We start from the raw sequence: 15,225 nt of genomic DNA, 5'->3' as shown, positions 1-15,225 counted from the left end.
CCCTCCGGAAGGTTCTCTCCCGGCGCTCCACTGCTCGGAGCTGGGTACCTCTGCCATTAGGAACAGTCTATCGCAGAATGCAAGACAGACCTGTCTGTCTTGCATTCTTGTTCTTGCAGGTCGGTGCAGTTTTTCGGGCCAACGCCCCGGCCCGCTTGGGGCCAACGCCCCGGCCCGCGTGGGGGCTCGGCCCCCGAGGCCCAGGATTAGCGGCCGAGGCTCGCCTGCCGCACCACTTCACCCCACGACTGCTCCGCCAGGTCGGCAACCGCTGCAAGGATTTCCGACGGCGGCCGCGAAAGATCCAGCGGAAACTCGACGATGTCGATGTCAGTGTTCAGGATCCGCCGCAGCTTCATCTCACCCGCCCCGGCGTAGACCAGCCAGGCCGTGGGCACGCGCAGTGCGGTGCAGTAGGCCAGCATCTGGAAATGGTCCGCCGAGAGCGACGCGCCCTGGTCGGTGCCCGCCCGGTACTGGGCGTCGTATACCACCACCGGACGGCCGCCCAGCAGATGAACGGCGTCGGGCCGCACGGTCAGCCGGTCCGAATCCCGGACCGCTTCATTCAGCATCGCGTTGTACTGCAGCCTCATCTCACCGGGAAAGGCCGCCATGGCCCGACGCAGCGCCACGCCGACGAAATCCTCAAAGACCTTGCCCATGTCGACGACGAACGACGCCGTCTGCTGCTTGCCCTCCCCCGCCTCCGCGGAAGCATTGCGCAGGATCACCTCGGACAGCCGCAGGACCGCGTGGTAGCGGAGGTTCATCCGGTTGGCCGTCCATGGCGGAAGTGGAGCGCCGGCGTGGAGGCGGGTGACGCCGTCGAGCTTGCCCTTCAGCTGCCGCAGGCCGCTCAGCACGTCCGGGCGCACGCCCGGAACGCGGGACATCCGGTCGAGGGCGGCGCGCAGGATGCGGTTTTCCGGGACGTCCTCGGTGAACTCGTCGTAGGACACCTCAAGCGGCACGAGCATCCCCGGCCGGCGCGATATCTGGTCCGAGATGCGGATGCGGCCCTTGACCGTGCGGAGCGACTCGTCGACGGTGACGTACCCCTGCATGACGCCGCGCTGCAGGGCACGTTCGGCGAGCTGCACCAGCGACGCTGCCAGGGCGCTCCACAGCTCGGCATCCTCGTCCGCTGCGACCGTGTCCTCCCGGAAGCCCTGGTCCCTGGCGTAGCTCAGCAGGAAGAGCAGGCGGCGCAGCCCGAGGCGGTCCTTTGGCCGCACGTCGAGCTGCACCAGCGGAGTCCGCACGGAGCCTACTTTGCCGACGGGTTCGATCCGGAAGAGTCCCATCCCCATCGGCGTTGCCCTGGCCAGGCCGCTCGAGTTCAGGAAGGCGGCGCTTCCGGCGTCGAGCTTCTCCACGGTGCCGCCGGACAGCTCATCCAGGACGATGTGCCGCCGCCGTGCCGGGGCGGAGCCCCGGCTGCCGCGGGCAGTGGCCCCTGCAGCGGCAGCCGGGCGGGCGGAACCGGCGGCCATGGCCGAACCGCCAGACACGGTGGAACCGGCGGGGCTAGCGAGTCGCAAGGCGTCCCAGCAGCTGGTCCAGCCCGAAGCGCTCCTCCAGCTGGGCCCGGTTTAACTGCCCGTGGTAGTGCTCCTCCAGCAGCGGCATGAGCTCGTACTTCCAGATCCGGCGCAGCCCGGCGGGGGTCTGGGCTGCCTTCTTCATGAAGTAGGACGGCCCGATCATGAGGTCACGGTCCCATTCGTCGATGGCCTGATTGAGCGCGTCCAGCAGCAGCGCGGGCGTGGTGTCCAGGCGCCGCGCCTCAAGGAACCGCAGCAGCGACCCTCTCACCGGCTCGGTCTGCGGGTGCAGTTCGATGAAGGCGAAGCGGCGGCGGATCGCGGCGTCCATCATCGCGATGGAACGGTCCGCCGTGTTCATGGTGCCGATGATGTATAGGTTGTCCGGGAGCGTGAACGGCTCGTTGGGGCTGTACTGCAGGTAGATCCTGTCATCGCGGTATTCCAGCAGGAAGTAAAGCTCGCCGAACACCTTGGCCAGGTTGGCGCGGTTCATCTCGTCGATGATCAGGAAGTACGGCTTGGACTCGTTGCCCGGTTTCGCTGCTTCCTCCGCGAGCCGGCGCAGCGGCCCGGCCACGAGCTTGAAGGAGACCTGGCCCTCGTCGGTCTTGTCCGGCCGGTACCCCTCAAAGAAGTCCTCGTAGGCGTAGGAAGGGTGGAATTGGACGAGCTTCACGCGCTCGTCGGTGCTGTCTTGCGCCAGCTCGGCGGCAAGGTGCTTGGCAAGGTAGGTCTTGCCGGTTCCCGGCGGGCCGTACAGCACCAGCTGCCGGTTCTCCTCCAGCAGGTCGGCGATCTCCTGCAGCGGCTCCACCTCCATGTGCAGGGAGTCCGCGAACTCGCGCGTGAGCGGGCGGAAGCCGCCCAGCACGGGGAGGGCGACAGTGGCCGGTGACGCATCGGCGTCGGGCTCTGTTTCCGCTTCGGCGGGCAGCAGTGCCTGCACGGCCTGCACCACCCGGGTGACGTCGACGACGATGCCCGGGGTAGCCAGCTGGCGCTGGATGTGCCGCGGCAGGTCGGTCACGGCGTGGGCTTCGTCGAACCAGCGCACCTTGCGGCGCATCCGCCGGTTGTCCCCGTTGTGGTCCGGCTCCCCCAGCACGACGCCGATCCGGACGGCACCGGCACTCTGGTACAGGGCGAGGTCGCCCGGTTTCATGACGGTCAGGAAGGCGAAGACGGCGGTCTTGGTGTCCTCGCGTTCCACATAGCCGAGGTGCTTGTAGTCCTCGTCGACGGCGTGCTGGACCAGCCCGGCGGTAACGCCGGGGTCGAGCAGGCGGAGGTGTTCGACGTCGAGCGTTACCTTCTCGTCCGCCTGCCAGGCAGCAAGGAGCTCGGCGTTGTCGTGGTGGGTGCGCAGCAGCCATGCGCGCCGGCCCGGGTCCCCGACCTTCCGCCACTGGCTCACCAGCTGCCGGGAGTACCAGTCGATGCGCTGGCCGGCCTGCTCATCCAGGTGCAGGCGGATGCGGCGGATGTCAGCGGTGATTTCTTCCTCGCTGTCCCCCTTGGCCCCGCCGACGAGGGAGGCGAAGGCGTCCCTGATCTCCTGGCGTTCGATGTCGGCCACCACCGGCTCGAAATAGCTGGGCCAGGCGAGGTATTCGATGCTGCGCCGGATGGCGGGCTGGTCCTCCGGCGTGCCGGCTGCCAGCAGGTGGAAGGCGAGCGGATCCTTCAGCGCCTCGCTGATGACGGCAGTGGACTGCCGGTCGATGTAATGCACGAACCGGCACAGCCACTTCAGGTGGTCCCAGATGGTCCAGTTAAACTCGGCAGTTCGGTCGCGGATGACCCCGTGGTCGGTCATGCCCTGGTACAGCTCGTCCGGCAGCTCGAGCGGCGGCTCCAGCCAGGACGCCGCTTCGGCCACCCGGGCGCGCTTGACCTTGAGCGACTTGACCTCGTGCGCGAGCGGGAGCGACTGCAGGAAGAGGAGCTCCACGGCCAGCTGCTTCGCCGAGGGGGACGCGTCCGCCAGGTTGTGCCGCAGGTTGGTCATCATGGGCGCCTTGGCGTCCGCGACTCCCCGTTCAAGCCGTTCCAGCAGTTCCGCCGCGGCCTCCGCCGTCCACGTCTGGGTGCGGCCGTCCAGCGCCGACGGCCTGCCCTGCAGCCCGGCACCGAGCACGAACCACGCGGCGTCTTCGATCTCTTTGGAGATTCCGAGGGCGCGGTGCATGGCAGGCTTTGGGGCGGGGGTCATGCGTTCAAATTTACAGGGTTAACCTGAACGCAAGCACCATGGCCGCAGGCAAAGCTACTTCCGGGTAACAGCGGGCAACCGCTTCCGGCCGAAGGCGAAATAGCAGCCCGGGCCGATGAAGTTGACCAGGGTGGCCAGCCGCCAGAACATCTTGGGGCCGCGGATTTGCTCGTCGGGCCGGCGCGAAAGGTCGCGCTGGGCCGCGGCGAGGAAGGCCAACTGCGCGGCTCCAATCGCAATGGTGCCGATGCGGGCAGCAGGCGGAAGTTCCTTCCAGGACCTGTTCTTCTTCCATCCTGCTTTTTTCGTTCCCGGGTTCCACGTTCCCATGTGCTTCGTTCCCACGGTCAATGCTCCTTGCGCTCGATGAAGGGCTCCAGCAGCTGCTTCTGCTTCGGGGTCAGCCGCAATACCCGTCCGGTAGCCTCGTCGACGAAGGCCAGATGGCTTGAGGCCTTCACACAATCGTCGCCAGTTACCGGATCCTGCACAAGGTAGTGAATGTCGAAGCTCGCGCCCTTGACGGCGCCGACCCATACCTTGACCGCCGCCGGAACGTTGCGGTACTCGAGGGTCTTCACGTACCGGATCCGGTGGTCCACCACCAGCGCCATGGTGCCTTTGGGAACGTCGTTGAACAACGAGACGTGGGGATCGATCCCGGGCAGCCCGGCACCGGCGGGCGGACCGAACGCGGCGATGCGCGCCTCCTCCAGCATGCGGACGATCTCCACGTTGTTGATATGCCCATAGGCGTCCATATCCCCCCAGCGCATGGGCACGAGAACCTCAATGCGCCGGGGGTCCGGGTGGCCGCCTCCGGGGTGGGTGCCGGTCAGCTGTGCACCGCCGTCGAATCGTCCACGGGCGTCTCCTCCGCATCCGCGCCGGCGAACTGCGACATGTACAGCCGGTAGTAGGCGCCTTCGGCGGCGAGGAGGGTCTGGTGGTTGCCCTGTTCCACGATCTTGCCGTTCTCCATGACCAGGATGGTGTCGGCGTCCCGGATCGTCGACAGGCGGTGCGCGATGACGAAGCTGGTCCGGTCCGTGCGCAGTGCGGCCATGGCCTTCTGCACCAGCAGTTCCGTACGGGTGTCCACCGAACTGGTTGCCTCGTCGAGGATGAGCAGCGACGGGTTGGCTACGAAGGCACGGGCGATGGTGATGAGCTGCTTTTCACCGGCGCTGACGTTGTTGCCCTCCTCGTCGATGACGGTGTCATAGCCGTCGGGCAGCGCCCGGACGAACCGGTCAACGAACGTGGCCTTGGCCGCCGCCATGACCTGGTCCTCGGTGGCGTCCAGCTTGCCGTACCGTATGTTGTCGTAGATGGAGCCGCCGAACAGCCAGGCATCCTGCAGCACCATGCCAACCTTGGAGCGCAGCTCGGCCCGGCTCAGCTGGGTGACGTCCACGCCGTCGAGCGTGATGGCGCCGGAGTTGAGCTCATAGAAGCGCATGACCAGGTTCACCAGCGTGGTCTTGCCCGCGCCGGTGGGTCCAACGATGGCCACAGTGTGCCCCGGCTCCGCGGTGAAGGACAGGTTTTCGATCAGCGGCTTGTCAGGGGTGTAGCTGAACGTGACGTCGCGGAACTCCACGTGGCCGTCGGTCTTGGCCGGCAGGTGCTGCGTGGCGGTCTCGGCGTCCTGTTCGTCGGCGTCCAGGAACTCGAACACGCGCTCGGCTGAGGCCACACCGGACTGCAGCATGTTGGCCATGCCCGCCATCTGCCCCAGCGGCTGGGTGAACTCGCGCGAGTACTGGATGAAGGCCGTGGCGTCGCCCAGGCTCATGCTGCCCGACGCGACCCTCAGGCCGCCCACGACCGCAATGCCGACGTAGCTGAGGTAGGACACGAACTGCATCGCGGGGAAGATGATGCCGGACACGAACTGCGCGCCGAAGCTGGCCTTGTACAGGGCCTCGTTGCGCTCCTCGAAGCGCTCCAGCATGTCGGCATCGCGGCCGAAGACCCGCACCAGGTCATGACCGGAGAAGGATTCCTCGATCTGGCCGTTCAGCTCACCGGTGTTCTTCCACTGCGCTGCGAACAGCTTCTGGCTGCGCGCGCCGATCACGCCGGCGGCGGCACCTGACAGCGGCAGCGCGATGAGGGCGATCAGGGCCAACTGCCAGGAGACGATGAACATCATGATGACGATGCCGAGCACGGTCAGCAGCGAGCTGATGAGCTGCGCGAACGCCTGCTGCAGCGCCTGCTGGACGTTGTCGACGTCATTGGTCACCCGGGACAACACGTCACCGCGCTGGCGGGTGTCGAAGTAGTTCAGCGGCAGCCGGTTGAGCTTCTTTTCCGTGTCGTCGCGGAGCTGCCGGATGACCTTCATGACGATCCTGTTGAGGACGTAGCCCTGGAGCCAGAGGAAGATGTTGGCCACGAAGTACATCAGCAGCACGGCTGAAATCAGGACGGTCAGCTTCTGGAAGTCGATGCCGGTTCCGGGCACGAGCTGCATCCGCGAAATCATGTCCGCGAAGTTGTTCTGGCCCTGCGCCCGCAGCCCCTCCACGAACTGGTCCTTGCTGACGCCGGCCGGCAGCTGCTTGCCCACCACGCCGCCGAAGATGACGTCCATGGCCTGGCCCAGCACCTTCGGGGCAATGACGTTGAGGATCACCGAGATGATCACCATGCCCACCACGACGTAGATGCCGGCGGCTTCCGGTTTCAGCAGGCCCATGAGCCGCTTGGCGGAAGGCAGGAAATGCTGCGCCTTCTTGGCGGGCATCGCACCGAACATGCCGCCGTCGGCCTCGCCCGGCTTGAACTCCTCCTCGACGAACTCGTCGTCCGCCAGGACAGCGGCCTCGTCTGCTGCTTGAGCCTTCGTGGAGCTCCCGGCGGGATTCCGGCTGCTGCCCTTCTTGTCGGCGCTCATGCCACTTCCTCCACGCTCAGCTGGGACTCAACGATTTCCTGGTAGGTGGGCGACGTTTCGAGGAGTTCCTCGTGCGTGCCGCGGTCCACGATCCTGCCGTTGTCCAGCACCAGGATCTGGTCCGCTTCCGTGATGGTGGAGATGCGCTGGGCAACGATGATGACTGTGGCGTCGGCGGTGTTGCGCTTGAGAGCTGCACGCAGCCGGGCGTCGGTGGCGACGTCCAGCGCGGAGAACGAATCGTCGAACAGGTAGACCTTGGGCCTGGTGACCAGGGCACGCGCGATGCACAGGCGCTGGCGCTGGCCGCCGGACACGTTGGTGCCGCCCTGGGCGATCCGGGATTCGAGACCGGCTTTCTTCTCCTTTACGAAATTGTCACCCTGGGCCACATGCAGGGCGTCCCAGAGTTCGTCGTCGGTGGCTTCCGGCTTTCCGAAGCGAAGGTTGTGCTCGATGGTGCCGGAGAACAGGTAGGGCCGCTGCGGAACGAGGGCAACGCGCTTGGTGATCTCCGCACGGTCCAGCTCGCTGACGGGAACCCCGTCGAGGAGGACTTCGCCGTCGGCCACGTCGTAGAGGCGCGGCAGCAAAGACAGCAGGGACGTCTTCCCGGCGCCGGTGGAGCCGATGATCGCCACAGTCTCCCCGGGCCGGGCCGTAAAGCTGATGTTGCTCAGGACCGGGGCCTCGGCGCCAGGGTAGGCGAACGTGACGTTTCGGTACTCCACCACGCCCTCCAGCTGTCGCGGCATGACCGGGTGCTGGGGGTCGTGGATTGACGGTTCGACGTCGAGCACCTCGCCGATGCGGTCTGCGCAGACGGACGCGCGCGGAATCATCATGGCCATGAAGGTGCCCATCATCACTGCCATGAGGATCTGGAGCAGGTACTGCAGGAATGCGGTGAGTGAGCCGACCTGCATGTCGCCCGAGTCCACCCGCTGCCCGCCGAACCAGAGCACGGCCGCGGTGGACAGGTGCAGGATCATGCCAATGGCAGGGAACATCAGGACGAACAGCGCGCCGATCTTGAGCGACACATCAGTCAGTTCCTTGTTGGCCTGGCCGAAGCGCTCCGTCTCATAGGGTTCCCTGACGAAAGCCCGGACCACCCGGATGCCGATGATCTGCTCGCGCAGGACCTCATTGATGCGGTCGATCTTCTTCTGCATGGAGCGGAACAGCGGCATCAGGCGCACCACGATGTAGCCAACCACCACGACCAGGATGGGGACAGAGACCCAGACCAGCCAGGAGAGGTTGATGTCCTCGCGCAGGGCCATGATGATGCCGCCGATGCACATGATCGGCGTGGACACCATAAAGTTCAGGCCCATCAGCACCAGCATCTGGACCTGCTGGACGTCGTTCGTGCCGCGGGTGATCAGGGTAGGTGCGCCAAACGCGTTGACGTCCTTGGCCGAGAAGCTGGTTACCTTGCGGAAAACGCCGCGACGGAGGTCGCGGCCCACCGCCATGGCTGTCCTCGAGCCGAAGTACACGCCGGCAATGGCGGCGCCCACCTGGACAAGTGCCACAAGGAGCATGACCGCCCCGGTACGCCAGATGAAATCGGTGTCGCCCCGGGAAACGCCTTCGTCAATGATCTGGGCGTTGAGGCTGGGCAGGTAGAGGGCCGCAATGGTGGACGCCAACTGGAAGGCGATGACAGCTAGGATGTACGGCAAATACGGTTTGGAGTAACGCCGTATGAGGGTGACGAGCATGCTCACGGATCCTTCGGGAGAGCGCGAATTAGTTAAGAGAAGTAATAACAGACAGGACTGACAGCCCAAGCCTTCCAACTCTACGAAATCTGTTGCCCCTGTGGAACGTCGCCGGCGAAGATCATCCCAAGGGACGATGCCGGCTCACACGTGCCTACCGGAAGCCCGGACGGACACTGGGCACCCAAGGAGGTCCCGCCGTCGTACTCCCTGCCCGCCTGACCGGAGTTTTTGTCCAGATATCGGCCCCAAATGGGGGCTTAGCGGCCATTATCTGGACAAAAACTCCAGTCGTACGTCAGCTACTCGCCGCGGTGCTTGCCGTGCGAGGCGATGTAGTGCGCGGCGGCGCTCTGGAGCTTGCGTTCCTTGGCGAGCCGGCGGCTTAGCGCCTTCAGTTCGTCGCTGACCCGGGCCTGCTCCTGCGCGATGATCCGAAGCTGCTCGGCCTGCCGGGCCACGGCATTCAGGGCACTGGTCAGCTGGAGCTGCTGCTCCGCGAGAAGCCCCTGCGTTTCCTGGATGAGCGGCACCAGGTCCGAAGGCTTGTTGTGCAGCTCAGCCAGCAGGGTGCGTGCGCGTGCCGGCGGTTCGTTCATCGGCAGTACGGGCTCTGGGGTCTGCTGCCGGCCCGCCAGGTAGGAGGGCGCCTTGGCGTCGTCGGCCAGCTGGCGGGTCAGGACCTCGGCGAACTCACGCTCGAGGTCGTCGTCGGCATACTCAGCGGCCGCTGGCGTGGAGTCGGCAGCAGCCTCCGGACGGATGTCAACGGTCCGTCGCAGCGGCTGTTCCTTGATCAGGAGCACGGCGATGAGGGCAACCACCGCAATGACGCCGGCAATCAGGAAGATCTCGGCCGTAGCATCGCCGTAGGCCGCCCGCATGATGTCCCGGATCGGGGCGGGCATGTCGGCCAGGTCGAGGCTGGCACCGGACGAGCCGGAGCCTGCCTTGATGCCGGCGTCGGCAAGGCCCTGGGTCGCCAGTTCCTTGACCCGGTTGCTCATGATCGCGCCCAGCACGGACACGCCGATCGCGCCGCCCACGGAGCGGAAGAAGGCCACGGAAGCACTGGCGGTGCCGATGTCGCTGGCGCTGACGGTGTTCTGCACGGCGAGGACGAGGTTCTGCATGAGCATGCCGAGCCCGAGGCCCAGGATTGCCGTGAAGATTCCGGACTGCCACAGTTCGGTGGTGTGGTCCATGGTGCCGGCGAGGCCCAGACCGCCGATCAGCAGCACGGAGCCGGCGACCAGGTAACGCTTCCATTTGCCGGTCCGGCTGATCAGCTGCCCGGAAGCCACGGAGCCGATCAGGTTGCCGGCGATCATGGGCAGGGTCAGGAGTCCGGCCTCGGTAGGTGTTGCACCACGTGCCACCTGGAAGTACTGGCCCAGGAAGGTGGAGGAGCCAAACATCGCCACGCCCACTGCCACAGAAGCCCAGATGGCCAGGGCGGTGGTGCGCTCGGAGATGATCTTCAGCGGAATGATGGGCTGCTCAACCTTGGATTCAACCACCACGAGCAGTGCCAGCAGCACGACGCCGCCACCCACCATCAGTGCCGACTGCCACGACCACCAGTCATAGTAGTCGGGGTTGCCGGCGAACGACACCCAGATGAGGAGGAGACTGACGCCGGTGGTCAGAAGGATGGAGCCGAGCCAGTCGATCTTCGCAGACCGCTTGACGTGCTGGATTTTGAGGGTGATCTGGAGCAGGATCAGGGCGACGACGGCGAGCGGCACGCAGACGAAGAACGTCCAGCGCCAGCCAAGAGGGCTGTCAACGATGAAACCGCCAAGCAGCGGTCCGCCGGCCGTGCCGACGGCCATGACTGCACCCATGTAGCCGGAATACTTTCCGCGGTCGCGGGGCGGGATCATGGAGCCGATGATCGCCTGGGCCAGCGCGGTCAGGCCGCCCATGGCGATGCCCTGGACAACGCGGGCTGTCAGCAGCAGGGGAATGGTCTGGGAAAGGCCGGCCATCACCGACCCCGCAACGAAGATCACGATGCTGAGCTGGACGAGGACCTTCTTGTCGAACAGGTCAGCGAGCTTGCCCCAGATCGGGGTGGTGGCCGCGTTGGCCAGGAGTGCTGCGGTGATGACCCACGCGAAGTCCGTCTGCGTGCCCTTGAGCTCGGACATGATGGTGGGCAGCGCGTTGGCCACAATGGTGCTGCTGAGGATCGCGGTGAAGAAGGCAGCCAGGAGCCCGGTCAGGGCCTCCATGATCTGCCGGTGCGACATGGGACCTTGCGGCGGGTGGGCCGAGGGGCGTGACGTGGCCGTCCCGGAGACGGCAGCGTGGCTAGCCAATGAACTGCTCCTTGCGTTTGGTAGTGGTTGCGATGGGGCCGGCCGTCGTTGCCCGGGCGGATTCCCGGAGGGATTCCGAGAGTTTGCACAGTATTTTCGCCGTCTCCTCCGCGTCCTGCTGGCTCCAGTCCTGCAGGAATTCCTGCAGCGTGGCCACGCGGTGCTCCTCGATCTCGACGAGTTTGGCGCGGCCGGTGTCGGTGAGGGCCACCAGCTGGGCGCGGCCGTCGTCGGGGTCCGGCCGGCGGTGCACCAGCCCGTGTTCCTCAAGTTCTGCGATGTGCCGGCTCAGGACGGGAGCGCTCACGCCCAGCCGTGCGGCCAGGTGCGTGGCACGGGATTCCTTCTCCCCCACGAACCGGAGAACGCCCTGCAGCGCGATTCCTGCTTCCAGCCCGCGCGAGTTGGAGAGTGCCACGCACCGGACCGCGCGCTGGAGATCGAAGATCTGGCGCACGAGTTCGGCCGCGGTGTTTGGCTCAACTGCCATGATGATTGCCCCTTACTGCTTGCCTTAGGCAACTATAGCAGTAAATGGTTGCTTTTGGAAACTAAGCATATGGGGACCTGCGCAGCCGGCCCGTTAAACGCAGCAGCGCGAACGGACAGTTGAGGCCCCAAATCCCTGTGGAAATGGGGCCTCAACGGTCCGTTCGCGCTGGAAGAGCGTCCGTGGAAGGGCGCGGGGTTTAGGCGTCCAGGTGGGTGGGGGCGAACATCTTGAGCAGGGTTTCGACGACGACGACGTTTGGGCCGTCCGCGGCGAAGCCCGCCTTGAGCGCGTCCCCCACGTTTTCCGGTGCGACCCGGGTGGCTGGAACCCCGAAGGATTCGGCCAGCCTCACGAAGTCCGGCCGGGCGAGTTCGGTGGCCGTGGCCTTGCCGAAGGCACCCACCATGTATTCGCGCAGGATGCCGTAGCCGCCGTCGTCCACGATGAGCCAGGTGACCGGAACGTTGTGCTGCTTGGCCGTGGCGAGTTCGGCGATGGAGTACATGGCTGAGCCGTCGCCGGAGACGGCGAGCACGCGGGCCGAAGCCGCAGACTTGCCCACGGTTTCCAGACCCACGGCACCGCCGATCGCCGCCGGGAACCCGTAGCCCAGGCCACCGGCACCCTGGGCTGAGTGGAACTGGCCCTCGCGGGCGTCCCAGCAGCTCCAGCCCCAGTACGCCGAGATGGTCATGTCCCAGAACGTCTGCATGTCCGCCGGAACAGCATCACGGATGTCGGCCATGAACTTCAGTTCCTTGGCCAGGTCCTGCGATTCCAGCCGTTCCTTGACCTTGCCCAGCGACTCCCGGACGAGGTCCTCCGGCGATGTTCCGTGCCAGTCGGCCCGGGCGTCGGAGGGCACCACCAGTGAAGCGTCGAGTGCCGCGAGCGCCTGCCCGGCGTCGGCGCGTATCCCGAGGCCAGGCCGGTTGGATTCCAGCACGCGGGGTTCGGCGTCGATCTGGATGATCCTGCCGCGCGGTTCGAAGGTGAAGTAGTTGGACGTCACCTCGCCCAGCGAGGAGCCGATGACCACCAGGACGTCGGCGTCCTCCAGGAGGTCCGTCATGTGGCGGTCCTCGATCCAGGACTGCAGCGACAGTTCATGGTTCCACGGGAAAGCCCCGTTGCCGCCGGGCGTGCAGATGACGGGTGCCCGGAGTTTTTCCGCAATCGACAGCAGCGATTTTTCCGCCCGGCCGCGGCGGGCTCCGCCGCCGGCGATGATGGCGGGACGCTCCGCCGTCGACAGCCATTTCACGGCTTCCCGGACAAGCTCGACGCGCGGCGGGTTGTCCGCTGCTTCTGCCAGCGCATCCTCAACGGGCGGGACCAGGATGGGGTCCAGCAGCACATTCTGCGGGACTTCCAGCCATACCGGGCCCTGCGGCGAGGAGATCGCCTCCGTCCAGGCGTCCTGGATGGCGGACGGGATGCCTGAGGCGTGCTGGATCAGGCGCTGGCTCTTGGTGACGTTGGCGGCCGACGCCTTCTGGTCATCCAGCTGGTGCAGCATGCCTTTCCGGCGTGCGCCCAGGCCCTCGAGCGGGATTTGGCTGGCCACAACCACCATGGGCACACCCGTGGCGTAGGCTTCCTGCAGCCCGGCGAGCGATGTCAGCGCACCCGGCCCGGTGGACAGGAACAGCACGCCCACCTCTCCCGTGGCCCGCGAGTAGCCGTCGGCAGCGAAGGCGCTGTTGTTCTCCACACGGGAGGATACGAATTTCAGGTTGCCCCGGCCCATCGCGTCAAAGAGACCCAGTGCGTGCTGGCCGGGAATGCCGAATACCGTCTTTGCGCCCAGCGCCTCCAGGGTCTCGACGACGAGGTCCCCGCCGTTGCGGACACCGGGCCCGGCGCCTGCCCCTGCGGGAGCAGACGCCGCGCCGGAGTCGATGCCGGTCACTTGGAGTACTCCCCCACGACGGCACGGACAGCGCCATTGTCAGCCGATTCGGGCGCGGGCAAGGCTGCCGCGAACCCTGCCGGACGGCGGGCTTCCCGGCCCAGCGACTGGGCGGCGTAGCCGTTCTCGGCGCCGAAGCGGTCCCCGGCGACGGTGTTGTCCGCCATGAGGGTGACGAGCTCGTAGGCCACGTGGCTGGCGGCCACGCCGGTGATCTCGGCGTGGTCGTAGGCCGGGGCCACTTCAACGACGTCGGCGCCGACGAGGTTCATACCGCGGAAGCCGCGGATGATCTCCAGCAGTTCGCGGCTGGTGATGCCGCCGGCTTCCGGCGTGCCGGTTCCGGGCGCGTGGGCGGGATCCAAAACGTCGATGTCCACGGAGATGTACAGGGGACGGTTTCCGATCCGGTCGCGGACCTTGGCCACTGTCTCGAGGACGCCCTGGTAGTAAACGTCAGCGGAGGTGACGATGCCGAACCCGAAGCGGTGGTCGTCGTCGAGATCCTTCTTGCCATACAACGGGCCGCGGGTGCCGATGTGGCTGATGGCCTCCGTGTCCAGGATGCCTTCCTCCACGGCCCGGCGGAACGGCGTGCCGTGAGTGTACTCCGCGCCGAAGTAGGTGTCCCAGGTGTCCAGGTGGGCATCGAAGTGCAGCATGGCGATGGGGCCGCCGGCGCGCTCAGCGGCGGCGCGCAGGAGCGGCAGCGCGATGGTGTGGTCACCGCCCAGAGTGAGCAGCTTGCTCCCGGCAGCAGTCAGGTCAAGGGCGTTCTGCTGGATGGTCTCGATGGCCTCGTTGATGTTGAACGGGTTTACCGCCATGTCGCCGGCGTCGGCCACCTGGCAATTCTCGAACGGGCTGACGTCCCAGGCCGGGTTGTAGGGACGGAGCAGCCGGCTGGCCTCGCGGACGTGGTTTGCCCCGAAGCGGGCACCCGGACGATATGAAACGCCGGAGTCAAAGGGCACGCCCACCACGGTGACGTCCGACTTGGCCACCTGGTCCAGGCGCGGCAGGCGGGCATAAGTTGCCGCCCCGGCGTAGCGGGGAATACGGGATGAATCGATGGGGCCAAGGTTGCCATTGGCTTCGATGCGCAGCTCTTCCAAAGGAACGCCTCTCCTTCGAGGATGGATTGTCCGGGCGTGGGTTGTGACAGTCATCATACACTCGAAGTTGTCCCGTGTGCACCGGTTGTTTACAAAAAGCAGAGGTGGGCACAGAAAGCCCGGCCGCCGGAAGTGGCGGCCCCGGGCATTCACCAAGAGGAGTGCTACCGGCTGGCGGCTGGCACCAGTACCCAGAGAACCTCGACAGGCTCATCGGTCGGATTGACCCAGGTGTGCGGTTCCCGTCCGGGGAAGGTGACGGTATCGCCGGTGGTCAGCTCATACTCCTCGTTAGTGAGGATGAGCTTGATGGTCCCCTTAATCACGTGGAGGACATCGACGTCGCAGTCGACGGCGTAAAGTTCCGATTCGCCGCGGCCCCGCGGATCGATGACGGCCTGGATGATCTGCACGCGCCGTTCGGACCGGGCGGTCAGCAGCCGCTCGACGATCCCCTCCCCGCCGAGGGATATGCGGGGACCGGAGTCCCGCTTGGTCAGGTGGGTTTCCGGGGCGGCAAAGAGGTCGCCAATGGAGATCGACAGAACCTGGCACAGCGTCACAAGCGAGGCCACGGACGGGGAGGTCAGATCCCGCTCCACGCGGCTGAGGAAGCCTTTGGTCAACCCGGTCGCGTCGGCCACCTGCTCGATGGTGAGCCGCTGGGACTGGCGCGCGGCACGGATTCTTGAACCGATGGCAACCGGAACATTGCTCGGCTCAACTGGTAGTGCCTTCATCTACGAACCTTTCACGGCCGGCCGCCCGGCCCCATCATTTGAGTCATATTATCGGGCCGCCCCTTCTGTGACGCGGGACGAACCGCGTCACAGACCTTTGCGTCTTGACTGTTACTCGAATCACAGCCTACGCTTTCATGCAACAAGTGTTGCTTGTAGCACAACTCCCACGAGGAGACGTCCAGCAAGGAACCCCGCGTTCCCCCGATTTCCGTTCAGTGCAGCGCCATCCGGTCAGCCCGTT

The 15,225-nt window shown here is 66.1% G+C and carries 11 protein-coding genes; all 11 read right to left on the bottom strand.

Going from position 1 to position 15,225, the window contains the following annotated elements:
* Nucleotides 1-206: 206 nt before the first annotated feature.
* Complete coding sequence (locus AC1DFE_RS06750; RefSeq protein ID WP_476905160.1) at nucleotides 207-1,403, bottom strand: 5-methylcytosine restriction system specificity protein McrC; 1,197 nt, start codon at nucleotides 1,401-1,403, stop codon at nucleotides 207-209.
* Nucleotides 1,404-1,530: 127 nt separating this feature from the next.
* Nucleotides 1,531-3,762, bottom strand: a complete 2,232-nt coding sequence (locus AC1DFE_RS06745) for an McrB family protein (RefSeq protein WP_476905125.1) — start codon at nucleotides 3,760-3,762, stop codon at nucleotides 1,531-1,533.
* Between the two features lie 54 nt (nucleotides 3,763-3,816).
* Nucleotides 3,817-4,107 carry a hypothetical protein gene (locus AC1DFE_RS06740; protein ID WP_476905124.1) on the bottom strand — a complete coding sequence of 97 codons (291 nt, stop codon included), beginning with the start codon at nucleotides 4,105-4,107 and terminating at the stop codon, nucleotides 3,817-3,819.
* Between the two features lie 2 nt (nucleotides 4,108-4,109).
* A complete protein-coding gene (locus AC1DFE_RS06735) occupies nucleotides 4,110-4,538 on the bottom strand; it encodes an acyl-CoA thioesterase (protein WP_476905123.1) in 429 nt (142 codons plus the stop codon).
* 59 nt (nucleotides 4,539-4,597) lie between these two features.
* Nucleotides 4,598-6,667 (bottom strand): ABC transporter ATP-binding protein, encoded by a 2,070-nt coding sequence (locus tag AC1DFE_RS06730; protein WP_476905122.1) that lies wholly within the window; start codon nucleotides 6,665-6,667, stop codon nucleotides 4,598-4,600.
* Nucleotides 6,664-8,397 (bottom strand): ABC transporter ATP-binding protein, encoded by a 1,734-nt coding sequence (locus tag AC1DFE_RS06725; protein ID WP_476905121.1) that lies wholly within the window; start codon nucleotides 8,395-8,397, stop codon nucleotides 6,664-6,666. Before AC1DFE_RS06725 ends, AC1DFE_RS06730 begins: the two co-directional genes overlap by 4 nt.
* Nucleotides 8,398-8,699: 302 nt before the next feature.
* The gene (locus AC1DFE_RS06720; RefSeq protein WP_476905159.1) at nucleotides 8,700-10,652 is read right to left on the bottom strand and encodes an MDR family MFS transporter; all 1,953 of its coding nucleotides are present in this window, start codon (nucleotides 10,650-10,652) and stop codon (nucleotides 8,700-8,702) included.
* A 61-nt stretch (nucleotides 10,653-10,713) separates the two neighbouring features.
* The gene (locus tag AC1DFE_RS06715; protein ID WP_476905120.1) at nucleotides 10,714-11,211 is read right to left on the bottom strand and encodes a MarR family winged helix-turn-helix transcriptional regulator; all 498 of its coding nucleotides are present in this window, start codon (nucleotides 11,209-11,211) and stop codon (nucleotides 10,714-10,716) included.
* 199 nt (nucleotides 11,212-11,410) lie between these two features.
* Nucleotides 11,411-13,117 (bottom strand): thiamine pyrophosphate-binding protein, encoded by a 1,707-nt coding sequence (locus AC1DFE_RS06710; RefSeq protein WP_476905158.1) that lies wholly within the window; start codon nucleotides 13,115-13,117, stop codon nucleotides 11,411-11,413.
* Between the two features lie 5 nt (nucleotides 13,118-13,122).
* Nucleotides 13,123-14,241 carry an agmatinase gene (speB, locus tag AC1DFE_RS06705; protein WP_476905119.1) on the bottom strand — a complete coding sequence of 373 codons (1,119 nt, stop codon included), beginning with the start codon at nucleotides 14,239-14,241 and terminating at the stop codon, nucleotides 13,123-13,125.
* Between the two features lie 164 nt (nucleotides 14,242-14,405).
* Nucleotides 14,406-14,981, bottom strand: a complete 576-nt coding sequence (locus AC1DFE_RS06700) for a helix-turn-helix domain-containing protein (RefSeq protein WP_331569138.1) — start codon at nucleotides 14,979-14,981, stop codon at nucleotides 14,406-14,408.
* Nucleotides 14,982-15,225: the final 244 nt, after the last annotated feature.

Source organism: Arthrobacter sp. 05T423, from assembly GCF_056396245.1.
Note: the sequence above shows the minus strand (reverse complement) of the source record. Positions and strands in the feature narration are given on the sequence as shown.